Source organism: Petroclostridium sp. X23, from assembly GCF_030013905.1.
Classification (GTDB): Bacteria; Bacillota; Clostridia; order SK-Y3; family SK-Y3; genus X23.
The window spans coordinates 2,151,843-2,177,854 of the sequence record NZ_CP124862.1; the positions used below are offsets into that span (position 1 = coordinate 2,151,843).

23 protein-coding genes and 1 riboswitch are annotated in these 26,012 nt (G+C 38.8%); of the genes, 7 read left to right on the top strand and 16 right to left on the bottom strand.

Going from position 1 to position 26,012, the window contains the following annotated elements; genetic code table 11:
* Nucleotides 1-40: 40 nt before the first annotated feature.
* The 7 genes from QKW49_RS10270 to QKW49_RS10300 all read right to left on the bottom strand — a co-directional run bounded on the left by QKW49_RS10270 (nt 41) and on the right by QKW49_RS10300 (nt 6,030).
* Nucleotides 41-304 (bottom strand): DUF4321 domain-containing protein, encoded by a 264-nt coding sequence (locus QKW49_RS10270; protein ID WP_282867448.1) that lies wholly within the window; start codon nt 302-304, stop codon nt 41-43.
* Nucleotides 301-837, bottom strand: a complete 537-nt coding sequence (locus tag QKW49_RS10275; RefSeq protein WP_282867449.1) for a Gx transporter family protein — start codon at nt 835-837, stop codon at nt 301-303. The genes QKW49_RS10270 and QKW49_RS10275 overlap by 4 nt, the downstream gene beginning before the upstream one ends.
* Nucleotides 838-907: 70 nt before the next feature.
* On the bottom strand, nt 908-1,282 hold the full coding sequence (locus QKW49_RS10280) for a NusG domain II-containing protein (protein ID WP_282867450.1): 375 nt from the start codon (nt 1,280-1,282) through the stop codon (nt 908-910).
* 143 nt (nt 1,283-1,425) lie between these two features.
* Nucleotides 1,426-1,887, bottom strand: coding sequence for a dUTP diphosphatase (gene dut / locus QKW49_RS10285; protein WP_282867451.1), 462 nt, complete (start codon nt 1,885-1,887; stop codon nt 1,426-1,428).
* 69 nt (nt 1,888-1,956) lie between these two features.
* Nucleotides 1,957-4,455 carry a U32 family peptidase gene (locus tag QKW49_RS10290; RefSeq protein ID WP_282867452.1) on the bottom strand — a complete coding sequence of 833 codons (2,499 nt, stop codon included), beginning with the start codon at nt 4,453-4,455 and terminating at the stop codon, nt 1,957-1,959.
* A gap of 131 nt (nt 4,456-4,586) precedes the next feature.
* Nucleotides 4,587-5,462 (bottom strand): alkaline phosphatase family protein, encoded by an 876-nt coding sequence (locus QKW49_RS10295; RefSeq protein WP_282867453.1) that lies wholly within the window; start codon nt 5,460-5,462, stop codon nt 4,587-4,589.
* Nucleotides 5,463-5,583: 121 nt separating this feature from the next.
* Nucleotides 5,584-6,030: a cell division protein ZapA gene (locus tag QKW49_RS10300; protein ID WP_282867454.1), complete on the bottom strand. Its 447-nt coding sequence runs from the start codon at nt 6,028-6,030 to the stop codon at nt 5,584-5,586.
* A gap of 331 nt (nt 6,031-6,361) precedes the next feature.
* Nucleotides 6,362-6,462: riboswitch (THF riboswitch) on the top strand.
* Between the two features lie 66 nt (nt 6,463-6,528).
* Between QKW49_RS10300 and QKW49_RS10305 the strand changes: the two genes are divergently transcribed.
* Nucleotides 6,529-7,107, top strand: a complete 579-nt coding sequence (locus QKW49_RS10305; protein ID WP_282867455.1) for a folate family ECF transporter S component — start codon at nt 6,529-6,531, stop codon at nt 7,105-7,107.
* A gap of 543 nt (nt 7,108-7,650) precedes the next feature.
* Nucleotides 7,651-7,788 carry a hypothetical protein gene (locus QKW49_RS10310; RefSeq protein WP_282867456.1) on the top strand — a complete coding sequence of 46 codons (138 nt, stop codon included), beginning with the start codon at nt 7,651-7,653 and terminating at the stop codon, nt 7,786-7,788.
* Nucleotides 7,789-7,890: 102 nt separating this feature from the next.
* Here QKW49_RS10310 and htpG read toward each other — a convergent pair whose 3' ends face one another.
* The 3 genes from htpG to QKW49_RS10325 all read right to left on the bottom strand — a co-directional run bounded on the left by htpG (nt 7,891) and on the right by QKW49_RS10325 (nt 12,454).
* The gene (htpG, locus tag QKW49_RS10315) at nt 7,891-9,780 is read right to left on the bottom strand and encodes a molecular chaperone HtpG (protein ID WP_282867457.1); all 1,890 of its coding nucleotides are present in this window, start codon (nt 9,778-9,780) and stop codon (nt 7,891-7,893) included.
* Between the two features lie 224 nt (nt 9,781-10,004).
* Complete coding sequence (locus QKW49_RS10320) at nt 10,005-11,525, bottom strand: S-layer homology domain-containing protein (protein WP_282867458.1); 1,521 nt, start codon at nt 11,523-11,525, stop codon at nt 10,005-10,007.
* Nucleotides 11,526-11,530: 5 nt separating this feature from the next.
* Nucleotides 11,531-12,454 carry an AraC family transcriptional regulator gene (locus QKW49_RS10325; protein WP_282867459.1) on the bottom strand — a complete coding sequence of 308 codons (924 nt, stop codon included), beginning with the start codon at nt 12,452-12,454 and terminating at the stop codon, nt 11,531-11,533.
* 322 nt (nt 12,455-12,776) lie between these two features.
* Between QKW49_RS10325 and QKW49_RS10330 the strand changes: the two genes are divergently transcribed.
* Together QKW49_RS10330 and QKW49_RS10335 are read left to right on the top strand one after the other, a co-directional pair.
* Entirely contained in the window at nt 12,777-13,274 is a 498-nt protein-coding gene (locus QKW49_RS10330; RefSeq protein ID WP_282868110.1) for a superoxide dismutase family protein, read from the top strand.
* A gap of 270 nt (nt 13,275-13,544) precedes the next feature.
* Nucleotides 13,545-14,402 carry a cation diffusion facilitator family transporter gene (locus QKW49_RS10335; protein ID WP_282867460.1) on the top strand — a complete coding sequence of 286 codons (858 nt, stop codon included), beginning with the start codon at nt 13,545-13,547 and terminating at the stop codon, nt 14,400-14,402.
* A gap of 67 nt (nt 14,403-14,469) precedes the next feature.
* Here QKW49_RS10335 and QKW49_RS10340 read toward each other — a convergent pair whose 3' ends face one another.
* From QKW49_RS10340 to QKW49_RS10360, 5 genes are all read right to left on the bottom strand, one after another.
* A complete protein-coding gene (locus QKW49_RS10340) occupies nt 14,470-15,153 on the bottom strand; it encodes a DUF3307 domain-containing protein (protein ID WP_282867461.1) in 684 nt (227 codons plus the stop codon).
* Nucleotides 15,146-16,306 (bottom strand): HD domain-containing phosphohydrolase, encoded by a 1,161-nt coding sequence (locus QKW49_RS10345; protein WP_282867462.1) that lies wholly within the window; start codon nt 16,304-16,306, stop codon nt 15,146-15,148. The genes QKW49_RS10340 and QKW49_RS10345 overlap by 8 nt, the downstream gene beginning before the upstream one ends.
* Before the next feature lie 21 nt (nt 16,307-16,327).
* Nucleotides 16,328-17,812, bottom strand: a complete 1,485-nt coding sequence (locus QKW49_RS10350) for a stalk domain-containing protein (RefSeq protein ID WP_282867463.1) — start codon at nt 17,810-17,812, stop codon at nt 16,328-16,330.
* A 69-nt stretch (nt 17,813-17,881) separates the two neighbouring features.
* Entirely contained in the window at nt 17,882-20,638 is a 2,757-nt protein-coding gene (locus QKW49_RS10355; protein ID WP_282867464.1) for a FecR domain-containing protein, read from the bottom strand.
* A gap of 4 nt (nt 20,639-20,642) precedes the next feature.
* A complete protein-coding gene (locus tag QKW49_RS10360; protein WP_282867465.1) occupies nt 20,643-22,418 on the bottom strand; it encodes an adenylate/guanylate cyclase domain-containing protein in 1,776 nt (591 codons plus the stop codon).
* A 174-nt stretch (nt 22,419-22,592) separates the two neighbouring features.
* On the opposite strand from QKW49_RS10360, the gene QKW49_RS10365 reads away from it, so the two are divergent.
* The 3 genes from QKW49_RS10365 (at nt 22,593) to QKW49_RS10375 (ending at nt 25,152) form a co-directional block, all read left to right on the top strand.
* Nucleotides 22,593-23,342 carry an MBL fold metallo-hydrolase gene (locus QKW49_RS10365; protein ID WP_282867466.1) on the top strand — a complete coding sequence of 250 codons (750 nt, stop codon included), beginning with the start codon at nt 22,593-22,595 and terminating at the stop codon, nt 23,340-23,342.
* 154 nt (nt 23,343-23,496) lie between these two features.
* Complete coding sequence (locus tag QKW49_RS10370; RefSeq protein WP_282867467.1) at nt 23,497-24,543, top strand: HEAT repeat domain-containing protein; 1,047 nt, start codon at nt 23,497-23,499, stop codon at nt 24,541-24,543.
* A gap of 3 nt (nt 24,544-24,546) precedes the next feature.
* Nucleotides 24,547-25,152, top strand: a complete 606-nt coding sequence (locus QKW49_RS10375; protein WP_282867468.1) for a hypothetical protein — start codon at nt 24,547-24,549, stop codon at nt 25,150-25,152.
* A gap of 60 nt (nt 25,153-25,212) precedes the next feature.
* Here the strand turns inward: QKW49_RS10375 and QKW49_RS10380 are convergent, their stop codons facing one another.
* Nucleotides 25,213-25,830: a hypothetical protein gene (locus tag QKW49_RS10380; RefSeq protein WP_282867469.1), complete on the bottom strand. Its 618-nt coding sequence runs from the start codon at nt 25,828-25,830 to the stop codon at nt 25,213-25,215.
* Between the last annotated feature and the right edge of the window lie 182 nt (nt 25,831-26,012).

A 26,012-nucleotide genomic window follows, 5' to 3' on the forward strand; every position in this document is an offset into this window, starting at 1 on the left:
TGTCAGTATCATTATGTACATTCATATTCCGTAAAATACATTACTTTAGCTTATTAAAAATTACTATCGAACTAATAATTCCTATAATACTAGCAATATTAATATTAAATAATAATGCGAAAGATAATTTTATGATACTTAAATCCAATAAAAACGGCGTATCTGGATTTATTCCGAATCTGCCGCCATAATTTAAAAATCCTAAATACTTATACTGGCTTAAAAATTCTCCTAAAAATCCTCCTATTACAACCCCTACCATAAGCAGCAGCAATAATAATCCAACATTGCCTTGTCGTTTCATTCAATAATTCTCCTTCCGCCTTTTTGTTGTTTAGCCAAATTTATTTTAAGTATTCTAACAGTATGATTTGCTACAAGTCCAATAAAATAGCCTGTTATGGTACCTATAATCAAAAGTATGGGAAGATAGGTGTAAATCCCACTATTACTGAGTATTACCGAGGCTGTAAATATTTGTGCCGTATTGTGCGCTGCTGCTCCTAATATACTTACTCCTATAAGGCTTATTCTGGGAACCAGGCTTCTATACGCCAGCCACATAACGATAGTGCTGAAAACCGCACCATTAAAGCTATAAGGTATCGCAGATACCCCTCCTGCCAACAGACCGCCCAATAACGCTCTGACTACAGAAACAATCAACGCTGTCATAGGGCCATATATTACAACAGTTAAGAGTGAAGCAATATTCGCAAGACCTAGCTTAGCACCCGGTAAACTAACAGGAACCGGTATACTGTTTTCAATAACTTGTAAAACAAGTCCAATAGCCACAAGCATTGCGATATATACACTTTTAAATGTATTTTTCAATGTTCTTCAACCTTTCGCTGCATAGTTAGTGAAGTATCTGTGAAAAACTGTGAAAAAGTTGCAGATACAATTAGTATACAACGCCATCTAGTCCGGTATCTTTTCCTTCAATTTTTATTACCAATCTATTGGGCAAGCATACAATCATTTGGTTTGACTTGCTAATCCATCCCGCAAGTACATCCAGCTTGTCCGGACAGTCAGCCTCAACAACTCTTACCCTATTTTTATCTATTTCAACCTTATTATAACCATATTGGGTTTGTATTTCAATGTATTTAGATGAAGTTATTTCATTAAAATTATATTTTGCATATGGCTGGCCGTTCACTTCAATCACAACACTTGTACCCGCTTGTCCGTAGAAAAATATATTTACAATAAGCATACCGGCAAAAGAAACCGCCAGCATAAGCACAACAATCACTTTATCTCCAAAAGTCATAACAAACACCCTTCAGAAGTCAATTAATAGCTAATAATGAATAATTAATAATTATACCATTTTCGATATATATTAAAGTATTTCTGCCTCATTATACTATTAAAGACAAATATTTAAAAGTGAAAAATAATGGGAATATTTCTCTACTGCCCGGTAGATCCTAATCCTCCTGCACCTCTCTCGGTAGAATCCAGCTGATTCACAACCGTTAATGCTGCAATCGCAACAGGCATGAATACCATTTGTGCAATACGATCATTAGGTTGAATGGTGTAGGTTTCGGTTCCGAGGTTCACCAGCCCGCATTTGATTTCCCCGGTGTAATCACTGTCTATCACACCAACGCCATTGGACATAGTGATGCCATGTTTTATTCCTAATCCGCTTCTGGAAAAAATAAGAGCGACATATTCATTTGAAGGAAGCTGTATAGCTATTCCTGTCGGTATCACCGTTTTTTCTCCCGGTTTAATAGTGATCGGTTCATTAATGCATGCTGCCAAATCCATTCCCGCTGAACCGGTTGTAGCGTAAAATGGCGGATTAATTTGCTCTCCCATTTTCGATGAAATATATTTAACTTTGACATCAATATGATTACTCATTTGAGACCTCCCGTTATATAGTTCGTAATTTACGACCCCGCTTTCGGGGTTGATATTGTATCTATATCTTCATTCTACTCCACGATAATAATGTCCTCTTGTAAATCCCTCGGACATAATATGTTCAATTTTCTTCTGATGTACTTGTACTGTCTTACCTGATCCCTCCGATAAAGCGGTCTGATATATTGAAGCTATTTCTTTGCACCGTGAGGGATTTTCAACAGTAAACAATAACTTTATGCTATCTATACCGCTTGTCACAACCTCGTCCATTTTGTCAGCAAGAAAAATAGGCTGCGAATTTAATATCTCAGTTTGGCAGGTCATCTTGTCAGTGCGCAGCGGGAATGCTATTCCCTTTCGGTCAACAAGCCCATAATGCTTATGATCACAGCAGCATCGATCATCTTTATCGATATACTTTGACAAATTGCCTACGGGACAATTTTCGACAATCATCAGCGGCAACCTGCCGTATACGATTATTTCCGTTTCCACCTCCGCAGTCTTTTTTATATCTCTGATCTGACCGAAAGTAAGCTCAGGCGATAGGGTGACAGTCTTCAACCCCATCTCAGTTGCAACCGTAATGGAAACCGAATTAAATATATTCAGACTGTAATCACCCCAAACATCTAGATTATATCCCTTCATCGAATCAATATGCCCAATATTTCCTACCAAAACACTTGTTACCCCAATACTATTCAATAATCTCATAAGTTTTTCATAATGCTTCAATTCTTTTTGACGTATAATTCTCGGCATGGCACAGCATACCCCTATTTCCCGGGTAATAAGTCGATTTGTCAAATCTGACAGCTTTTCTTGTATATTTTTATCTAAAAATACTTTCGCAGGAATCACTATCCTATCCATATCCGTTTCAGCCAGTTCTTTTGCTTGCTCATAGGTATCAACCTGAATAGTCAACTTGATCTGCTTACCGCCATGCTGAAAATGAACATGCCTCAGCATCTCGCTTACTCTACGCTTCGCGCTTGATGCATCCGGTAGATCGGGTATATATCTGTTTATTCTTTGTTGCTCCAGTTGTTGTATCGCATTTCGTCTAGCGTTGTTAATCTCACTGATCGGAAGTGCCAGCCCAGGTTCAATGGATACACTGATATCTTCAAAACGATACGGTGTTCCTCCCAATTTATTTAGCTGCTGAAGTACTTTGTGTTCATCCAATCCCTTACTTACAGCTTGTTCAGCAGGTTTCTCCCCTATGCCCTCAATATAGTTACCTTCATCATCCCATATACTTAAACATATCGGTTTTTCCAGTTCAAAACTGCATTTCCCGTAAATAGGTACTGTCCTCATACTTGCATGCTCAGTAAAAGATTGTTTTGCCGATTCATACAAATTCACATCGGAAGTTTTATAAACCTTATCACCTGTATGGATGTCTCCAGTAATAGATACGTTAACGACCTGCCCCTTTTGGACACTATCAACTTCACGATTGTTCAGCCATATCCTATTTACAATGACACCCGGGTCTTGTCCTCCTTTTGTCCATATTTCAATACCGTCACCAATATTTAAGCAGCTTTTTAGTCGGATACTGGCAATCTTCTTTTTTGTATTGTATCCTGCTACGCTACCGATATGGACACCCCAATTTTTAGGCTTTTCGTAACTCATCATATGTTCGCCTACTTCGTCTTGAAGATATCCTTGGGTAAAGCCACCTCTATTAAACACTTGCAATAGTTCTTCATAATCTTTCGGCTGAACTTCCAATCCGCTGTCCAAATAATGTCTATACTGCCTAGTTACCACTGCAACATATTCCGGCCGCTTCATTCTTCCTTCCAGTTTTAGAGATTTCACCCCTGCTTTTTTTAATACTTCAAGGTGTTCAATAAGATTTTGATCTTTCGGACTCAATAAATATTGCCGGTTGGGATCATCATGAAGCACCTTTCCGGACCCCATGTCAACAAGACTATACGGCAGACGGCAAGGTTGGGCACATCGCCCGCGGTTTCCACTCCTTCCGCCTATCATGCTGCTCATGAGACATTGGCCTGAATAGCTCATACAAAGAGCGCCATGTACGAAAACCTCTATTTCTAATGATGTGTTCTTACAAATATGCTGTATCTCCTGGCTGTTCAACTCCCGCGCGAGAACCACCCGTTTGAAGCCAAGCTGTTCCAACTTTTGAACTCCGCCAAGGCTATGTATTGTCATTTGCGTACTGGCATGAAGGGCGAATTGCGGAACCGTCTCTTTTACCAATCGTGCAACTCCGATATCCTGCACAATTACTGCATCGATGCCGATATTATAAGCATAAGTGATATAATCAGCCAATACTTCCAATTCCCTATCATTTAATAACGTATTGACAGTCAGGTATACACTCACTCCTCGAATATGACAATATTCAACTGCTAGTTTCAACTGCTCATCATCAAAATTACCTGCATATTGACGAGCATTAAAAGCTTTCCCGCCTAGATAGACCGCATCAGCGCCATTTTGCACCGCTGCAATCAATGCGTCCCAGCTTCCAGCAGGAGCTAGTAGTTCTATGTGATGATTCAATGTATTCACTTCCTCTTCGGATAATATTTCCGATGTAAAAATTTTATTGTATTTAATATATAAAGAATTATAAAGCAATTATTAACTAATATGTTGGTTTTTCCATGATAATATGTCTGTGTTTTGTTAGATTAATTTAATCCAAACGCTTTCAATATGGCAGGATGGATATCAATTAACGAGGTAATCCCTTGTGCTAATATATCTGCATTTTCCCCATGTAAAATTGTGGGCACTTTATTGAATGTGTGCGTCTTTACCGATAGATCTTCTATATTCCCATGGTCACTGGTAATAAACAGTAAAGTATCTCTGTAGTCAATAAGGGTATCCAGCTTCCCCAGGAATCTATCCAGTATTCCTAACACTTCTTCACTTTTTTCCCTATCCTGTTTATGCCCCGCAATATCCGTCATAAAGTATTCAAAAAAAGTAAAATCGTAATCTCTACTGATATTTACAAGTATTTGGGCAGCTGTTTCAGGTTCTCTTGGTTGCACATCATATCCGCTTTCAATAAGTATTCGGTTCACAATATCATGGTAAATCCCCTTACCCAACTTTAAATCCTCAACGGTCCTAAAAATCATTTCCGCCGCCATACACGCTATGGTAGATGCGGAAGGTCGTAATTTTCTGTTTTGAGGATTGTGTATCTGCATGAGATACTGATCCCTGTAAACATTCGCATTCATTGCCTTGATCCCATTTTCCTTTAATATTTTAAAAATACTGCTCTTGTATAGTAATTCTTTCAAAGTAACAGTGGGCTGTCCATGAAGATGTCTTCCCAATACAAGCGACGCATTGGTTCCTGTAAAAATAGTCGTCTGCCCTGTCGCACTCTGTGGTAATCCTTCCACACCCAAGCAGGCATCCGTTGGGATTACGATATATTTATTGAGAATTTTATGTATATTAGGCAGCTTGCCACTGTACATGGGATTAATCCGTGCATCCTTTATTCCTAATCCAAACCCATCGATAAATATAAAGATCACTTTCATAACATTTATCTCCTAAAAATTTACACTGTGGTATCTCGGAGAGTTTTTTCTCCCCACTGCCCACTCCCCACTGATATCATAAAAAAGTACCAGTTTTATAACCGGTACTCAAGAATCATATCTATTTTGCTCTAAATCTCCGAGTATTATCAATCCTGACGGTATTTTCTCTAGCTGCGTGATCGAAAGTAGTAATGAAATCATTTAATTCCGTCTCTTTTCTCACCAATTCTATTTTGAGCTGCTGCACTGTCTCTTTCAGTTTTTCAGTTTCCTTTTTATATTTCTCACACTCAGATGTCGACTGTCCCAGCTCTTTTATATATTGCTGAATTTCACTTCTTAGATGTTCTAATGCTTCAACACTTTTAAAATAATCGTCTGCCACATTAATAGCTGTAAGTACTGCTGCCATAGATGTACTCAACTTATTACTTGTACCGGCAACTTCATTCATTTTTTTATCTATATAAAGTGCTACCCTCTGGATATATTCTTCAGACTCTGCACCCATAATGGTATAGTCTTTTCCATGAATCCTTACTTCAACCTTATTTTTTGATGCCATAAACCTACTCCCCTTATGAATCACCATGTTATCTCACGTATATCAGATGTGGCATGCGCCTCATTTCCTGTATATCATATTATAATATCTTGTTCTGCTGCTCTAGTTTAGATATAAGGAAACGATGTTTGAAACTCCTTCATTGTCGGAATATCGCTAAACTGACGCAACTCATAAAATTAACATTATCGCAATTTTATTATACTATAACACAACTAAAAATAACAGTTCTTTATAATGTTTTAAGTACAAATATTTCACTGCTTGTATTTCCTACTGGATTTTTTTGACGGCGTTATGTATAATGGTAGATGTTAAAAATAGTATGAATGGCAGAGTAGGTACATGTGCGTCAAGTGCTAGATGGACGGGAAGTTGCCACTAGACGAAAAATCCCTAAGATTTGCGATACATCTACCGCATTCCGCTGCCACAAAAAGGGTCTTTTCTCTTTATGTGGTTTTCATGCCATTTTATTTAAAGAGAGGAGGTACTTCTATGAAAACATCACAAATCTCAAACGGTATTAATCAAACCAAGAACCGTTTCCTGCCGGTTTTCGATACAAGAACAATCGTTTTTATGGGAATGTTCATCGCTTTTGAAATTCTCCTTACCCGGTTTGTATCTATCGAAACGCCTATGCTTAGAATAGGTTTCGGCTTTTTACCTGTCGCGTTGGCATCTATCCTGTTTGGACCTATTGTTGGAGGGATCACAGCTGCTTTATCCGATGTACTTGGACTAATCATTGCTTCAAAGGCAAGTATGTTCTTTCCCGGTTTCACAGCAAATGCTTTTTTGAGAGGAATGATTTTCGGTATATTATTGTATCAAAAGCCTAAAAACTTATTTAGAACTTTAACCGCCGTTTTGATTATTACTGTATTTATCGATATAGGTTTAACGCCGTTATGGTTGCATATGATTACAGGCGCACCTTTCCAAGTAATATTGCTTCAACGTCTTCCGGCCAATCTTCTGATGATTCCTATAAAGATATTTATGATTCAAACAATCTGGCGTTGTCTCAGTGTTTTCATTAAGCATAATTATTTTAAACAGAGTTTTTCTTGATCGTATTTACGGGCAGGCCTTGTGTCTGCCCGTAAAACATTTTAGGAACAGTAAAATAATAAATTCCGAAATTTTCAGCGAGGGATTTTTGCGTCAGGCTAGGCGGAGACCTTTGGCAATACTGACGTATGGCAAAGGTTGACAACGACGCATGACACAAAAATAACCGTTGAAAAATCGGAAGTTATTATTTTACTGTTCCTTAGCACTGTTATGCAGGCAGACACAAGGCCTGCCCCTACATTCAGTTATAATACTCACTGTCTTTTTTGAATATTACGCTCACGCCATATCCATAGTTCAAGTCTTTCAAATCCATCTTTGTCCTTTGTAACGTTTTGCATATGATAATCATATTATGCTACTGTAAGCAATAAAAAATCTTTAATGTAAAGGAGGACGACACGATGGCAGACGGATGCGGAAGTTTCTTTGGTGATAATTCTGAAATATTATTCTTTATTCTCATTTTCTTGTGCTTGTTCTACAGCTATGGATGCTGTAATAAGTAATCATTAAAACATCACTTTAGGAGTTGAGAATATGGGATTATTCGGAGATTTTTTTAACGGTGAAGGAGAGATATTATTCTTTATAATACTATTCCTTCTACTGTTCTACAATGGCTACAATCATAATTACTGCGACACTGCTACTGCAAGTGCACCTGAAATTGATTGATCTCATTGTAGCGTTTAATCATACATATTGCTGCGCAATATGTATAGTCAGCCCAGTACATCAATAAAGCGAAGCCTCAAGGCTTCGCTTTAGCATTTAACATCACACTTCTGCCAGTTTTGTCAATATTTTGTTACTTCTTTCAATAAATTTCGTCATCGCTTCAGAATCAAGCTGCTTATGACTCATCATCGCCAAGTCATAAACTTGCTCACATATCACCTGAACATCTTCCTTTTTATCCGGTTTCTCCTTTAATTCAATGACTTTTCTAATTAACTCATTGTTTTTATTTAAAACCAGTGTTTGTTCTTCAGGGAACATAGCACTCATATCCATACCGCCAAACATGGTGCTCATTTCCTGCATTCTTCTTGATTGTTCCGAAAGTAAGATCATCCCGGACATACCTGAAGCCTTCAGACCTTCAACTTGAATTTTCAGTTTATCGTTTTTAAGCGCTTCTTTAAACACTTTTTCAAGGCTTTCATTGATACCTTTGTCTTCAGCCTGTTCATCACTATTGTCGTCGTTTTTCAAACTCTCAGAAATATCCGAATCAATTCGATTGAACTTTACCTCGTTTTCTTTCATTTCGAGGAATTGAACAAAGTGTGAATCTATGGTAGAAGGCAGCAACACCGCCTCCAATCCCTGCTCTTTAAACAGGTTTATATATTGGGCTTGCTGTTTCTCGTTTGTGACGTAGAATACTTTATTCTTATGCTTGGACTCATTTTTATCCAAATACTGCTTTAAAGTCACATATTCACCGTTAATGGTCTTATAAATGATAATGTCTTTAACTTTTTCATAGAATTTGTTGTCGCGGATACATCCATATTTGATAAACGGATGTATATCATCCCAATATTTATTATAATTTTCCCTTTCAGCATTAAACAACCCGGAAAGCTTATCCGCCACTTTTTTAGTAATATGAGCCGAAACTTTTTGCACGTATCCGTCATTTTGAAGAAAACTACGGGACACATTCAATGGCAAATCGGGGCAATCAACCACACCTTTTAACAGCATTAAAAATTCCGGTATAATCTCTTTAATGTTATCTGCTACAAATACCTGATTGCTGAACAGCTTGATTTGACCTTCCATGCTTTCAAATTCGTGTTTCAGCTTTGGAAAATATAAAATCCCCTTTAGATTAAAAGGATAATCCACATTCAAATGAATCCAAAACAAAGGTTCATTAAAGTCATGGAATACCTGGCTGTAAAATTTCTTATATTCCTCATCAGTACAATCCATAGGCTTTTTTAACCATAAAGGATGTGTCTCGTTAATAGGCTTCGGTTCTTCCGACGCTTCCTTGTCATCATCATCCTTTTTCTCCGGTTTCGCATTTTCCAGGTAGATTTCTATAGGTAGAAAAGAACAGTATTTCACCAATATTTCTCTAAGTTTGAATTCATCCAAAAATTCTTCACTATCTTCAGCAATAAACAATGTGATGGTGGTGCCTCTTTCACTGCGGTCCGAAACATCCAGCTCGTACTCCATCCCCCCGGAACATGTCCACTTTACATTTTCTGCTCCCGGCTGGTAAGATAATGTGTCGATTTGAACGCGGTTAGCCACCATAAAAGCAGAATAAAAACCGAGCCCGAAGTGCCCTATAATTTGACTTCCCTCATCGGTTTTATCCTTATATTTTGCCAGAAAATCTTCTGCGCCGGAAAAGGCAACCTGATTGATATACTTTTTAACTTCTTCTGCAGTCATACCTATTCCGTTATCCACAAACTGAAGCGTTTTTTTCTCTTTATCAAATATTACTTTCACAGTATACTTCGTGTCATCCGGCACGCTTGCATCACCAATTGAAACCAATTTTTTCAGCTTGTTGATTGCATCGCAGCCATTTGAAACCAGTTCACGAATAAAAATATCTTTATCGGAATATAGCCATTTTTTAATGATAGGGAACATATTCTCCGTATGTACCGCAATATTTCCGCTTTCATGAATCATCGCAATCCCTCCTCTTTGGTTTCTTAATACTTATTTGCAAGTAATATTTTACACCTTTAAAAAAAGACTTGTCAAGAAAAAATTAGCACTCATTGCCATAGAGTGCTAATAATTATCATATCTAATTTTCTAAAGCTCACTATCTCTATTAGACAGAGACATGATAAGAACCTGCTTCATTGCAGGTTCTTATTGGTATATTACTAGTTATATCCTCGCTTGGCTTAACTTTTATAATACTCATATGCCCTTGTACATACGATTACAGCTGCTTCACGGGTCGCATTTCCATCCGGATCGAACATATTGTCTCCAACACCGGTCACAATCTTTGCTTTGGCGCAGTAATAGACTCCATCCCGTGCCCATGATTCCACCTTATCGTCATCAGCGAATTTTGCTGCACCTTCATTTGAAAAATCAGCAGTCGGATTAATGACTTTTAATGCCCGGAGTAATATTGTCGCCATTTGTTCTCTTGTCACCAAGTCGTTAGGAGCATATTTATTGTTCCCCACTCCAGCCACAAGCCCTAAATTTGCAGCCTTTAATATTTCCGGATTTGTGGTATCAGCAAAACTCGTATTTCCTGTTACGGCTGTTTTGCCGGTATATTTTTCATACAGTTTTACAGCAATTTCTGCAAATTCTTCACGCGTAATCTTTCCCGACATATTTCCCTTTATTTTATCTGTGATAAATCCATATCCTGCCGCCTTGTCAAGCTCCGTCTTTGCCCAAGCGGACGCACCCTCATAAGCAGGCATCCCATGGCTAATGACATTTGAAAACGGTGAGTAAACCGTTTCAGATTTTCCCGAAGCAGGATAATATGAACAATTCAGCGTATACCGGAACTTAACCTCGTAAGTTGCTGCATCATAATTTTCAATATTACCAAAATAATCATCCGCATCCACAGTAAACTGCTCTTTCATCCACATAAATTCACCGGCATCTCTCCACTCCCCGCCATTCACCTTCATCCAAACATTGGTGAATACTCTTTGGTTAGAATTATTGTTAAGCTTCTGTATATCATCGTGTGCCTTATCTGCTGTAAAGTCCAAATAAGGCTGCCCATCATCCTTCTGCTTGAGCTCAACCGTTAAAAGCTTCGGCGCGTGATTAATCAATGCTGCAGGATCTTCAAGTTTTTGATTGCTGGTATAGGATACTGATTCTGACCATGGAGAGTAATATTCGTATTCTGTTCCGGTTTCCGAATTATAAAATCCTACATAGAATCGAACACGAAAATGCATTGTATGGCTGTCAAAATAGGACTTCCCCCCCGGCAGTATGCCGTCAGGTATAATCTCCTCAAAATTATATTCATCAGCATGCCAGCTCCCAACCCAATAACCGGTTTCAGCATCAAACCCTGCATATGCTGTGCTTACCCAGTCCTCATATCCGGGCAACTCCGACCTCCACTTTCCGTTGTCCAGCTTGTAATCTCCCTGTATACTGATCCCCAAACTGTTAAAACCTGCCTCTTCAAACCGGCCGTCTTCCTCAGCCTGTGCAAGCAAACGGGTTTCATCCGATGCACCGAACCCGATGTCAAAACTCCACCTGCCGCTTTCATCAACATCAAGCTCATCTCCATTAAAAATAACACCGACATTTTTCGGCGCACCATAACTGTCCGGGGGCGTATACCCCGCTGCAAAAACCGTAAATGGCAGCGAACTTACGATAAGCGTCAATGCAAGGATGAACGCAAAAATCTTTTGTTTCATGTCAATTACCTCCTAATGTTATATTTATTAAAAGAGTTCTGTAACTCTTTTGACATCATGACGCTATTGGGCAATGTATGCTTCTGCCTGCGAAATTCGCGGGGTGAAAGTCCTGTGATGCCCTTAAATGTGCTCGAAAAGTGGGATAAACTCACAAAACCACACATCATCGCTACCTCTGCTATTGAATATTGCCCCATACGTATAAGTTCTTCAGCTTTTTTGATACGCAAATTGAGCAAGTAACGGTGGGGAGAAATGCCGATTTCTTTCTTAAATGTCCTAATGAAGTGAAATGAAGATACATTTATCTCTCGGCAAATATCTTCAATAGAGATATTAGAGCTGAAAAACGCATGTATATATTCAATTGCAAGAGCAATATAGGTATTCCCATCGGGAGAATTTGCAGGATATTGTCTCAAATTTGTCTTTAATTCTCTTAAAAGCAAAGCAACGATCTGCACGCCAAGACAGTCCTGCATTAATTTGAATTTATCCGGACGTTTAGTCTCTTTATCAAAATTGTTGATCGCCTGCATTAATTCCCTTGAATACGGATTTTGCAATTTTAAGAATCTAATCCCTTCCGAAAATCCCATCTCCTCCGCTATTTTATTGACCAGCTCAGGCTTTATCAACAGCGAGAGATATTGTTTTGTAGCATGTTCCTTGGTGCAAAGCACGGTATCACCGGGATTAATAGCAACGATTTTTCCATGGTCAAAGCTCCGAAGTCTATCATTTATATATGTATCCGGAGGGGGGGTGGTCGGAATAATAATGTGGAAATCAACAGCATGCATAGTCGTCCCTGTAATAAAGGCTTGAGGCTTGAAGAGCACTATGTCGCTGCATATATGCATTTCAACCTCCTGCTTTATCTTTTCTGGAATTTGATTCATGAAATGAGTATATTTATCCATCATTTCACCTTCCACTGTATGGTATATTATTACAAATACAAAGCCAATTATATCACAATCATACAATAATAACTTTCGAAAAATTGCTATTTTTTAATATTTACCAACATAGATATCCGAATTAAAGCCGAAAGTGTCCTGTATTTAAACGCCGGATTGCAGCAAATTAAATGCCTATTGGAACAAAATTTACATAATCATCATAGATTAATATTATAAATAGTTAGAGGAGTTATGATTTATGAATATGTATAATTATAGAATGATATCCCCGTATTGGGGACAATCTACTTATCCCGCTTTGGGAAACCAATATAGTTATCCAATGCCGGAGCCGGACCATGATATGAAAGCAATTGCCTACGTAAAAGGGGGTCCGCTGGCTCCTGATCTCCGAGGTACGGTAAAATTTGAAGAAGCGCCGGGAGGTACAAAAGTCACTGCGGAAGTATTCGGTCTTCCGCCTTATCAACCGGGTGAAGGTGAAAAAGACCCGATCGGCCCTCATGGTTTTCATGTACATGAATATGGCAACTGCGAAGTAGGTGACCCCACTGAGCCTTTTAAAGCAGCCGGAGACCACTGGAATCCCACTAACCAACCTCATGGCAATCATGCCGGTGATTTTCCAGTGCTTTTTTCAAACAATGGCTATGCCAAAATGTGCTTTTATACTAATGCATTTAAACCGCAAGATGCCATCGGAAAATCCATTATTATTCATCAGAATCCTGACGACTACCGCACCCAACCTGCCGGGGACGCAGGTAAACGTCTCGCGTGCGGTGTTATCAAACCGGTAGAAACATATCGATATTACTGATACAATGCATTAGTCCACGTTTGCAATATTCAAAATTGAAAGATTTTTATCGCAGCATTCTGTAAATTTATATCGGGCCGCATCCTCCCTAAATATTAAGAAGATGCGGTTTCTACTATTGCATTCGATCCTATCACATACTATAATAAGAGTTGTATTTATCGGAAAAAGTTGCTAATTATACATAACTCATATATCTTTCTTATGATTTTACTATAATCGGAGAATGATAAATAGTATTGAGTATCTTTATAATAAAAGGTGATGAAAATGGATCGTTATCAATTAACTCGAAGGGTTGCCATACTAGGCATTATAGCGAATGTTGTGCTGCTGATTATAAAACTGATCATTGGGTTTGTGAGCAGAAGTCAAGCAATGATTGCCGATGGCTTCAATAGCGCCGGTGATGTTTTCGCATCCGCTATGACCTATGCCGGCAATAAAATTGCAAGTCAGCCGGAAGATGAGAATCACCCCTATGGACATGAAAAAGCGGAATATATATTTTCTATGATTATCAGTTTTTCACTGTTGCTTGTGGCATATAAAATACTCCGAAGTTCATTAGATGCTCTTATCCAGCGTGAACAATTTACCTTTTCCTGGTGGCTGGCAGGAATCGCTATATTTACAATTGCTTTAAAACTTGTTTTATACATTTATACCAGAAACGCAGGCCGCCGTGAAGATAATCTGCTTATACTCGCAAATTCCGAAGACCACCGCAACGACGTTTTTGTCACCTCATCCACATTGTTGGGAATTATCTTGGGAAGCCAAGGAATCTTCTGGCTGGATGGGATGGTAGGGATCGGTATTTCTTTATGGATTGCCTACACAGGATTTCGCATTTTCAGCAGTTCTTACTATGTCTTAATGGACACCAATATCGATGAAAAACTGAAATCTGATATTATTAGCGCAATCCAATCTATTAATGGCGTGGACCACGTAGATGATGTTGCTGCGAAACCTATCGGATTAAGATATATAATTATTGTGAAAGTTTCGGTATCAGGAGATATGACCGTGCGTGAAGGACACAGCATCGCTGCTCAAATCAAAGAAAAAGTGAAGGTCTTCAAACATGCTAAAGATGTTTTGGTACATGTAAACCCGGCTTAAGAATGATTAAAGAAAAGCCCACCATTTTTCCTTTAATCAGGTATTATTATCTTGTAATTTCTTAAATCTACAATAAATGATGCAACAAGAAAGCGGTGAAAGCATATATAAAATATTTTATTAAACTTTCCCTTATTCCATAGCGGTAAACCTGACGCTGATACCAATAATACCCACAAAATTGGATTATTCCTGCCGCAACACCCCAGTACATGGGCAGAAAACATGCCATCCACAAAGCAATCGCTGTACAAGCATCTGTCAGCCTTTCATACTTCAAAAAAAATGCCTGACAGTTTATGTGTTTATAAATATCTCTCAGCAATTGTTTGGTACCTACCGTTGAAACGTATGTAAGGGTAATGAATGCAATACCCCCTTTAATATAAACAACGTATTGGTCAACAAATTCTCCATCTCCCGCCATTATTACTGTCAGGACATACATCACCACAATATGAATCAACTGGTCGGCTACAAACTGAAAAGTTTGCGCCCTGCCAAAATATCGGCTTGTCTTATTTTTAGACCAGTCCAATACAAAATGTATCATACCATTAATGACTGCCGCTACAATCCCTTTTATTCCGTAAACACTTAAAAATACTAGCTGTGTGATACAAACAATGCCGCTATGAACAAACAATCCTTTCAACCCCGACATCTTGGCTTTTGCGATACCATTTGTCTGAAAAACAAAATCTCCCATAAGATGTGCCAACAGGAATATAAGAAAAAAAACACTATACACCACTGTTAGCCTCCACTCTTTTCTTCATTGCATTATTAAAATGTTCCACTACTGCCGGGTCAAACTGCCTTCCTGCAAAGCGGTTGATTTCCTCAACAGCCACCTCATGTGGAAGCCCTTTTCTGTAAGGTCTTGTAGTAGTCATTGCATCATATGTGTCGGCAACAGCGATAATTCTTGCTTCAAGAGGAATTTCATCGCCCTTTAGGCCTGCGCAATACCCTGTTCCATCATATTTCTCATGATGATATTTGGCGCCATGGATAATATCCTTTAAGGATTTCACAGAACCCAGAATCTTTTCACCCATTAAGGTATGGGTCTTCATCATCGCAAACTCTTCATCATCTAATGGTGCCTGCTTATTCAATATTGCATCTTTTATACCAATTTTTCCTACGTCATGCAATAGTCCCATGTATTCCAATCTTTCCAGCTCACTGTCACTCATACCCAATTCACGTCCAATCTCAAGCGAATATTCTGTGACCCTCTGAGAATGCCCTTTGGTGTATGGGTCCTTGGCATCTATGGCACTGGCAAGGGAACTGATGGCATCTACTAAAAGATCATGCAGCTCTTTGTATAATATTGCGTTTTCAAGCGCGATAGCTATCTGGCTCGATATCCCTTCCAGCAGCTCTTCATCATAATGGTTAAAGATACTGCCGCCCTTCTTGTTGATGATCTGTAAAACACCTATCGTTTTATCTTTAAATTTAACAGGCATTGTTAACATGGCCTTCTGCTTGAAATCGATCTTCTTCCCAATATCCCGTTTGAACCGTGCATCTTCATTAACGTCTTTGATATTTAAAGTAACCCCTTCTTTTGCAACCCATCCGGCAATCCCTTCCCCTATTTTTAAACGGATTTCTTTCACCTTATCTCCCTTTTCACCCAAGGCGATTTCAAACCAAAGTTCCTGCTTTTCTTCATCTATAAGATAAAGTGAACATGCCTCGGCATTGGTCTCGGCTTTGACCGTTTCCATGATTTCTTTGAGCAGTGATTTAAATTTTATATTTGACGTAATCTTCTTTCCAATCTCAAGCTGCTTTACCATCTTTCTGATCTTTTTATTCTTGTCGGTAATGATGGCAGCAGCGGCGGTACAGCATACTGCCGCTGCGATTAAAACAATATATATCACAAGATCCCCTCTATTTCCTATCTATTTTGTAGAAATCACTACCGCAGAATGCTCCGGCACCCATTTTATTTTATATCCAAGAGAATCGGCAAGGTATCTTACATGTACCATAGTACGTCCGTTCTCCAGCTTTAGCGTATCATCATTCAAAGTGGCAAAAGTACTGAAATCTTTTTCAATCAACTGTACCTGCTGGGTAGTATCGTGCCATTTTACTTGTGCTCCGCAAGCTTCAACAATAAAGCGTAGCGGCATAAATGTCTTCCCGTCTTTTATATACGGTTTGACGTCGGGGAACTCAACTTGTTTCCCATTCACCCATATCTGAATCTCATCGGATACAGGTTGATAGTTAATGGATTGCACCATCTGTTCAATGTCAATAGATTGTGTATTCTGCTGTATATCATAGGGCATGACTTTAATACTGTTATTCCACATATCGGAGATATAAAGATTTCCGGAATAATATAATACGTCCACCGGTCCATTGAGTGCGGCATCCGAAAGCACACCATTTGTATTCCCCGGCTTACCTGTCCCCACAACAGTAACCACTTTTCCGTCTTTCTCAATTCTTCGTACAGCATGATTCCATGTGTCGGCAACTAAAATTGCTCCATCTTCGGTGACATCTATACCTTTAGGAAAATTGAAACTTGCAGCATAACCGTCACTGAATCCTCCCTGAGCATAATCGGTGCCTTCCATCAATGCTCCTCTCGAACCCGCAAAGGTAGTGACTTTTCCTTCATACGCTTTTCTAATCAATTGATTCCCGCTGTCCACGATATACAACGCACCGTCCTTATCCATGTCAAGGTCAGCCGGTTCGTTAAACAGCGCTGTTTTCATATCGCCATCTTGATATCCTCCCTGTGTGGAATGTTTACCCGCAAAGGTGGTCACTTCTCCTTTTGGGGTAACCATTCTGATTACATGATTGAGGGTATCGGTAACATACAGATTGTCCTCGCCGTCAATGGCTAATCCAGAAGGATGATTGAACTTTGCTTTATCACCCTTCCCATCCTGATATCCGCTCTCTCCTGTTCCGGCAAAAGTATAGACCTTGCCGCCGAATATCTTTCTTATGACATGATTAAGGGTATCTGCAACATAGATATCGCCTTTTGAATCCACGGCGATATCTCTCGGCCTGTTAAACCGGGCTTTTAACGCATCCCCGTCCACCAATGCCCCTACCGGAAGACCAAATGCATCTTTAATGTCAAAGAATCCTGCTACGGTTGTCGCTTGGCCCCCTACTATTTTTCTGATGCAGTGATTGTAGGAATCTGCAGCCAACAGATTCCCCTGCTTATCCGGTGTTATTCCATATGGAATGGAGAAATTTGCTTTAAGCCTGCTTCCATCCTGATATCCTCTTCCTCCTGAACCGGCAAAACTTTCAACTGCTATCTGTCCGGCAAAAGCCGGATAAGCCGAAGTGATCAAGCCTAGTATCAAGACTACTACGACAAATGTATATTTACTCTTCAACAACACAATCCCTCCATATATAGTGATTTTATATGCTCTACTGTCACATTTTCAGTCGGTTCGCATATTTCTTCAAAACCCCGTATCATACTCTATAAGCATAATTATAGGAGTACTATAAGACCCCAAGTTGTAATATTCATACGTACCCGGCTTGTATCCTTCCTTACTGAACTCAATTATATATTTACCTATCAAAACATCTTGAATTAAGAAATCGCCGTTACTTTCGGTTAGCGTATGTGTGACTTCATTTCCCGCATAATCTTTTAATACAACCCTTACTCCTTCCACAGAGATATGTCCCTGCGCTGTATCATATACTCCAACATTTCCATATATATTGGATTTCAGTTTCTTTTCAACACGGCTGCTCTCTTTATAACCTGATGGTTCGGTATAAGTAACCCAAACACTTCCATTTACAGTTTCTATCGCATTTTCACCCAGTTCCAGTACTGCAATATATCCATCTGTACTGTCATAAACAGCCTTAGAAGCATCTAATAGGTCTGCACCCGTATCAGAAGCATAAACCCTTGCAGTACCTTTAGATGGCAATCCTATAATTTCAATAATATCTGTTCCATTTGGATCGTCTGTATTCCATGCCCAAATTTCCGAATCTACAGGCGCATTCGTAAGCGGTAAAGAGGTGTCTTCAATGACTGTCACATCTACACTGCCTTCGAATGCTGCTTCAGAAATATCACTGATATGTATTTTTACCGTTAGCTTCTGGCTTCCAGGGCGAATAAGAACAAGGTCACTTATGATTATTTTACTCTTATATACTTCCTCAGACGAAGTTACACTATTAGGCTGAACATAACCATAAAATAAAGCGCCTTCTCCAACCGGGTTTATTATTTCACCTTCAGTGATATCATCACTGGTTACTGTTGCATAATACCTAGTATTAGGATCATACTCTTGCTGTACACCCAGTTCCAGTTCAAATGGGCTTGCCTGCATAATGGTCCCTGTAGGAGATATAACTTCCATAGGCAAGCTTGCACGATTTACAAATACTGTATAAGTAATATCTTGCCGGCCCTCTTGGGTTACAACAATAAAGACGATATTCGTCCTCCCCTTCAGGGATACTACTCCATCTGTACACGTTTCATGATTTTTGTCAGTAACTGCCGCGGTTACCCCTCCCGCAATTGTGGGAATGACCTTAACATGCGTTACAGTATACGGAACATCTACTGTGTAGCTAAAAGTATTTGGATCAAAAAAAGTACTTCCAATTAGCTCTGTCCCGCTGCCATCTTCGTTTTCTTTAACACTTAAGCCAATTAAGCCCTGCATTGTCTGTGAATCATCAACTATTATTTCCAAACTATCAATAAATGTATCATTGATATACACCGACAAGTTGTGTCGTCCCACCTCAGTCAAGCAAATATTAGGTTGACTGGAAGCTGCTACATATCCGTCCGTTCCAAACGGTACATAATCATTAAAAACATCGCTGGCTTCAAGATTGCTTGTTATTTTAATATTAAATGAACTGTCATTAAAAGTGTCATCATGATTCAACGGCTGTCCGTCATTAGTTGCGACATTTTTTATTGCTAATTGAATATCCTCATTTGCATAATACAATCCAGTTCCAACCACCGAAACCTCACCCGAGACAATATAAGGTACTATAATGTATTTAGAGTTTACAGCCGCATCCTCCTTATATTGAACACTATAATAAAATTCCTGTTCATATGCACCCGGCTGTAAAGGCCCTACCTTCAAAGTAACATTGCTGCCGTTATCCCATTGCACCTGGGTAATATCCATTAAGACAGCATCAGCTTCGTAAACATTTTGCTTAACTTCAAAATCGTCCTTTTGCGGCGCACTGGATAGATTCCTATCGAATACAACACTGATTGTTCCGTTAACCGCGTTTACCGTACTGATCTTGGGTACGGGTACCACTACTGGAGAAGATTCACCGTTTCCTCCGGAAGACATACCGGAAGATGTAGTTGTAGTATCGAGAGACCAGATAATACTATTCTGTACAATTTCGTCCTGTTGAGGCTGCTGTTGCTGCTGAACTTCTTCAGCTCTTCTTTGTTCTATAAGTCTATCCATACGTTCCACTGTTCCCGGCGCTAACCCTGGTACACTATCCCGAATGGCTTCCAACATGAAACGGTCCATGTTCTCCAATTGCGCTTCTTGTACCTGTGGCGCCTCACCGCTTCTTACCCCTGCATCAAATGCAACTTGCTGATTGTGGTTAAGCGTCACTTCCACCGGCTTCAGCTGTATAGTTCCGTCCGGATTTTCCACTACCGCATATGTACTTGCTGCAACAGTACCTTCTACAACCGTTACATAGGTCTGTCCATCCTGTTCCTGTACGAAGAACTGGGTTCCTCTTACACCCATTACGGTGGTAGGCGTCTTTATTTCAAATTTTGCATTGACATTCAGTTTTTCTTTGATAAAGATCCATGCCTTCCCTACCAAAAGGTTGAGAAATGTTTGATCATTCTTGGCATTTACCGAACCCAATAATTCACTCATGGTCATATCGGTATTTTCCGCCAGTTTCATCTCTTTATTCTGATCAATATCCAGCTTTACCCAGGCATCCTTGCCGGTTATAATTCTATCTCCCTGGGTCAGGTTCATTCCTTTAAAAGCAGAAAAGGCTTTTTCTCCTCCTGCCTTCAGTATCTGAACCTTCCCCTCCATATCTACGATACTTGCAGCTTTTGAATTGTCTGCTGCAAAAACCTGATATGGCATCATCATGGTAAAAAACAGTGTACATATCAGCATCATACATCCTAGCTTTTTTGCTCTTTTCATTATATTACCGCACTCCTTCCAATTGATAGATCTGTATTCCTTGCTCTTTTCCTTTCACTTTTATTTCTCCCAGCGCCGTTGCCAGCACTCTATCCTTGACAAGTTCATATGTTGATTGGCTCAGAAGGATCTGCCCCGGCTTCGCATTGCTTTCTAAGCGCGCCGAGGTGTTGACCGTATCCCCGATGGCGGTGTAGTCCATCCTGAAGCTTGTCCCTATATTCCCTACTACAGCAAGTCCGGTATTAATACCGATTCCGAACTGTACACCCCGTCCGAATTTTTTAATTAATGCTTCCCGCAGCTTTTCCGACCCTTGTTTCATTGCCCAAGCAGTCTGTACTGCTTTAAACGCATGGTCTTCCAAGTTCAAAGGTGCATTAAAAATAGCCATGGTCGCATCGCCGATGAACTTGTCCAATGTACCACCATATCTAAAGATGGATTGGGCACATAAATCCAAATAGTCGTTTAATATATTGACCACTTCTTCGGGCTGCGCTTTTTCGGAAAGCGGGGTAAATCCCCGGATGTCAACAAACAAACAAGTGATTTCCCTGCGTGTTCCTCCAAGTTTCAATCCTTCTTCCCCATTCTGAAGGATTTGGCTTACCACTTGTGGAGCGACATATCTTCCGAAAACATCAGTGACTCTTTTACGTTCAAAAAGCTCTTCGATATATCGATAAGCCAAAAGGGTTAAATAGGTTACCGCAGTCAATAACATGGGATAAAACAATTGAACGATATAACCTTTACTGTAAATCAGCCGCGAAGCGATAATATGGACGGTTATAATAGAAATTAAAATAAATACCGATTTGAAAGGGCTTAACCTTCCAAAAAACCATAAACTGATGAAGGCTACCCCTATAAGAATAAATATGTTGGCTATAGAAGGTATTTCTTGTTTAAAACTGTTTCTTAAAAGATTTTGAATAATATTGGCATGAATCTCAACACCATACATAGGCGTATTATGATCCATTGGGGTATAATAAGCATCCCTCATCCCTACCGTATGGGGCCCAATTAATACAATAGCATCTTGAAAGTATTCCGGCGATATTTCTTTTTCAAGTACATCATAAAAAGACAGATATGCAAAGTGACCTGCGCCGCCGGCAAAATCTATATACGCTCTGTTCCAGGCATCCTGAGGAATAGAACCGGTTTGAGCAGTTTTTCCAGTACTTTTCATATATGCTTCATATATTTTGATGGCAAAACTTTTAGTTTCTTGATCATTGTATGTAAAAGAATTTAATGTTTTTCTCACCGTGCCATCTTTATCAGCAATTATGTTGATATGCCCTGTCTCAACATTCTGCATTAATTCTTCAAAAGGAACCTGAATCGCTTCCGCTTTCATTTCGCCGGCCCTGGTGTATTGATTAAATACTCCTACCACCGGAACCACTACATTCCAGCTATTTTTCACTGCCTCCACCAAAGCTGCATCTTCGTATTGGTCTCTAGCTTTTTCAGATAACATAATATCAATACCAATCACCGCTGCTTTAGCCTGTGTCAGCTTATCGATCATTTTCGCAAGAATATCCCGTGACCAAGGCCAGCGTCCGAGCTTTTCAAGACTCCTATCATCAATGCCGATAATAATAATATTGGAATCAACAGTATCTTTAGTCTGTAAAATCTGATCTTGCAGCCTGCTTTCCACACTTTCAAAGGAATTGAAGTTTGAAAGAATAACAAAGACAACTAGTATGAACAAGACAATATGAACAGGTCTAAATTTAAGAGAAATCTTCGCCCCCATCAACGATGCTCCTTTTAATCATTTATTCTATATCTTTTGCCAAATTGGAAGTTTTTTCTGATTAATATTAATATTTTATATCAAATTATTCCGATATTCAACATATTTCCCCATAATCTAGCCAATACTTGTGGTAGAATAATGATAACAATATATGAGAGGTGATTTATACTTATGAATAAAGAAGCACGCATTTGGTATCTTTTCAACAGCGGTTTTGCTGTTGAAACACAAAAGTACTTTATCATTTTTGATTATTATATGGACACCCCTGCCCGACAGCCGAGAACTATGGATACCGGTGTCATTTGTCCGGAAGAAATCCCCAACAAAAAAGTACTGGTTTTTTCTTCTCACAGCCATTCCGATCATTTTAACCCCATCATTTTGAATTGGAGAAGTAAGATCAAAGATATTAAGTATATTCTTTCATCGGATATTTCTGCTCCTACTGCTGGAGATACTGTTTTTGTAAGCCCGGGTAATCATTATGATGTTGATGATATCGGCATCGATGTGTTTGATTCTACCGATATTGGGGTATCCTTTTTTGTCCATATTGACGGTATTACTATTTTTCATTCGGGCGACTTGAATTGGTGGCACTGGAAAGGTGAGAACGAAAAGTATAACAAAGATATGGCGTCAGCATATAAGAAACAAATCAATATGTTAAAAGGAAAACATATTGACATCGTTTTTATCCCGGTAGACCCACGACTTGAAGAATTTTATACGCTTGGTCTTGATTATTTTATGACAACAGTAGGTGCGCAAAGAGTCTTCCCTATGCATTTTGGAAACAACTATGCGATGTTTGAGGCGCTAAAACGCGATATCGCATCTAAGGAATATATCTCTAAAGTCGTGGACATCACACATAGAGGGCAATCTTTTACATATACTCCAGATGAATTTAACTGATGCACTAAAGCTATTTTTAGCTTTACAACCGGAAACCTATCCCAAATAATTCTTGACTCCTATACGCGTGGTAGTAATTATCTACATACATTGATATCCTGTAATGCTATTATAGGCTTAGGAAAAACTATTTTAGGATAAGGATGATGTGTAGATGGTGTATCCGGAATGGTATCTTGTTGAAAGAGAAACAGAAAAAACAATTAAAAAGCTCACTACCCTTGAAGAATTACGTTTCTATCTGGGGAATTCCGACGAGTACATCAGACGTCTTGCCATTTTGCGTATGAACGAATTAAAACTCAAAGATGCTATCCAATACTTGGAAGAGTTACTGGACGACCATCTTGAGAACACAAAAAATAAAGAGCTGGCTGCATGGACTATCAAAGCAATAAGCATGAAATGGAACATTGATCTATTTATAAATCACAGATTACTTAATAGATATACAGGTGATGAAAATTTGGAACAGATTGCCGGCGTACATATCGTCGGATCACCCTATGCGTTTAAGTTCTCTTTTTCAAAAACCCTTATCAATTCAGAACTGCAGCAAGAAAATGATAATATGTTCCGAAATCAGGATATTAATTTTCAAGTGCGCTTTCCGGCAAAGGATTGGATACTGGCATGGTACCATGAATTCTTATCGGCCGGTAAACAGCTGCTTATAAAATTGCCTTCCATCATGCTGAAGTATCTGATAGCTTTGATGGTACTGCTATACACTACCATATTTATAAAACTGCCTAAAAAAATCTATAAAATTGCATCAATGTGCTTTGCGACTTATAGACATAAAAAAGACATTCAGAAAAAACATGGTAACTACTATGATGGTAGTTATGTAAAAAAGATGAGGCTTACCTATTCCGCTAGAACTATTTTTAGCCGCTTTCTGTATGTTCTTTCATCTCCAGTGAGATTTTTTGCCCGCCATAAATCATTGATATTTTTCACGATGGTTGCTGCGTACTGCTTTTTAACTTTTACAAATACCGGCAGAGCTCTTGCAGTACAATATTTGGGTTTTGATTTAGTTGATGTTCAATATAAATATCTCCATCTGGATATGGAAAAAATGCAGAAATATTTAAAAAACAGTGCTTTACAGGTCCTAGATTATGCATGGGAAGAATTAAGTGATATCGGCAAATGGCTGTCAATGAAATTCAGGCAAGAAATCGGGGGGATATAGAGTATGGAAAATACTATAAACCAAAGAATTGATCTTACTTTAAACTTGTTGAATGACCTTAAATCTATCAATGAACAGCTTACCTATGTATTTACACAGATCGAAAAATCATCGGATACTTTTCACGAAAGTATTTTAAATAAGTACCGAAATGATATTGAAAATGATTTAAAAAAATACAAGACAAATATAAAAACCATCAAGCAATTAAACCTTGAAATTACAAGTAAAATCAATACATGGTATGAATTTACCAAAGACGACCATGAGATGAAAAAACTATCTTTCCCTATTAAATTCTATTTTCATCAGCGGAAGTTAAAAAAAGATATCAAACGCATCAATAAACAAATCTATGATATCACGATAGAAAATAGATTTGTGAAAGAACAGTTGATCAATTGGGAGCGTGATATTGAAATAAAAGCGTTACACGAGCTAAAGCTGGGAACTGACTACCGAACTTATGAGCAGCTTGTACAAAAGAAAAACAATGTGATCTCAGATTTAAAATATATTATTCCTACACTCCCCGTCACCTGCCCTATTAAAATCGATCCGGACCGTGTAGATACTTTTATTCAACAACATTTAAAAGCACCTGCTTAAATATATACGGCAGGTGCTTTTCTTTTATTTCCTCGCTTATTTTAAACTTCTTTCCGGTTATTATCTTACCACAGTAACCGTATAAGTATAGCTCTGACCATCTGCGTCTACCGTGATGTCGATGTCTTTTGAAACTTCATCAGCATTAAAATAGAGATAAATCACAGCATATTCAACCTCAGTGCTATCACTCCATAAAATATAGGCTTTCCCAAACACATTATATCCTATAATCCGATCATTTGCGTCTCTCACTTCATCAACCGTCAAATTCCTTACTTCAACGCCGGTAATGACAGGTGCTGTATCTGCAACTGTAACTACCTGCGTAGCTGTTCCAATAAACTTATCGGTATTATTTCCCGCGTCCATTCCAATACTGTATGTGATAGTGTATGTACCGGGCTGAACTGCCGTGAAAACAGCTGATGATATATAATTCCCTGTAGCGTTATCTAATATTGTATCACCTTCTACAGCCCCCTCCCACCCGTCAAAGTATGATGAGCCCTTCTTCTGCGTACTGGCTGTCAATACCATCGTTTCCCCTACCTCAATGACAGTATCTGCAGGCGACAGTGTTACTTCTACTTCTTTAAACAGTGTACCAGCCATTACAGATGTTGACAGATTTAACATAGCCATGATGATAACCAAAGTAGCCAATATCTTTTTCATAAGATAACTTCCTCCTTTGTAATACTTATTAAGAAATCAGATAACACTTATATATAGTATAGTATATCTGTATTCATTTTTCATCCTGCCTCAGTCATATATTTAGTAGGCTTTTTATACTAAACAAAAAAAGGACGACCAGCGGTCGCCCCTACATCTTGCGATATATATAAAAATTTTTT

Coding starts and splice junctions, on each gene's coding strand:
- QKW49_RS10270 (WP_282867448.1), bottom strand. CDS start 304: ATGAAACGACAAGGCAATGTTGGATTATTATTGCTGCTGCTTATGGTA.
- QKW49_RS10280 (WP_282867450.1), bottom strand. CDS start 1,282: ATGACTTTTGGAGATAAAGTGATTGTTGTGCTTATGCTGGCGGTTTCT.
- dut (WP_282867451.1), bottom strand. CDS start 1,887: ATGAGTAATCATATTGATGTCAAAGTTAAATATATTTCATCGAAAATG.
- QKW49_RS10295 (WP_282867453.1), bottom strand. CDS start 5,462: ATGAAAGTGATCTTTATATTTATCGATGGGTTTGGATTAGGAATAAAG.
- QKW49_RS10300 (WP_282867454.1), bottom strand. CDS start 6,030: ATGGCATCAAAAAATAAGGTTGAAGTAAGGATTCATGGAAAAGACTAT.
- QKW49_RS10305 (WP_282867455.1), top strand. CDS start 6,529: ATGAAAACATCACAAATCTCAAACGGTATTAATCAAACCAAGAACCGT.
- QKW49_RS10310 (WP_282867456.1), top strand. CDS start 7,651: ATGGGATTATTCGGAGATTTTTTTAACGGTGAAGGAGAGATATTATTC.
- htpG (WP_282867457.1), bottom strand. CDS start 9,780: ATGATTCATGAAAGCGGAAATATTGCGGTACATACGGAGAATATGTTC.
- QKW49_RS10320 (WP_282867458.1), bottom strand. CDS start 11,525: ATGAAACAAAAGATTTTTGCGTTCATCCTTGCATTGACGCTTATCGTA.
- QKW49_RS10325 (WP_282867459.1), bottom strand. CDS start 12,454: ATGATGGATAAATATACTCATTTCATGAATCAAATTCCAGAAAAGATA.
- QKW49_RS10330 (WP_282868110.1), top strand. CDS start 12,777: ATGCCGGAGCCGGACCATGATATGAAAGCAATTGCCTACGTAAAAGGG.
- QKW49_RS10335 (WP_282867460.1), top strand. CDS start 13,545: ATGGATCGTTATCAATTAACTCGAAGGGTTGCCATACTAGGCATTATA.
- QKW49_RS10355 (WP_282867464.1), bottom strand. CDS start 20,638: ATGAAAAGAGCAAAAAAGCTAGGATGTATGATGCTGATATGTACACTG.
- QKW49_RS10360 (WP_282867465.1), bottom strand. CDS start 22,418: ATGGGGGCGAAGATTTCTCTTAAATTTAGACCTGTTCATATTGTCTTG.
- QKW49_RS10365 (WP_282867466.1), top strand. CDS start 22,593: ATGAATAAAGAAGCACGCATTTGGTATCTTTTCAACAGCGGTTTTGCT.
- QKW49_RS10370 (WP_282867467.1), top strand. CDS start 23,497: ATGGTGTATCCGGAATGGTATCTTGTTGAAAGAGAAACAGAAAAAACA.
- QKW49_RS10375 (WP_282867468.1), top strand. CDS start 24,547: ATGGAAAATACTATAAACCAAAGAATTGATCTTACTTTAAACTTGTTG.
- QKW49_RS10380 (WP_282867469.1), bottom strand. CDS start 25,830: ATGAAAAAGATATTGGCTACTTTGGTTATCATCATGGCTATGTTAAAT.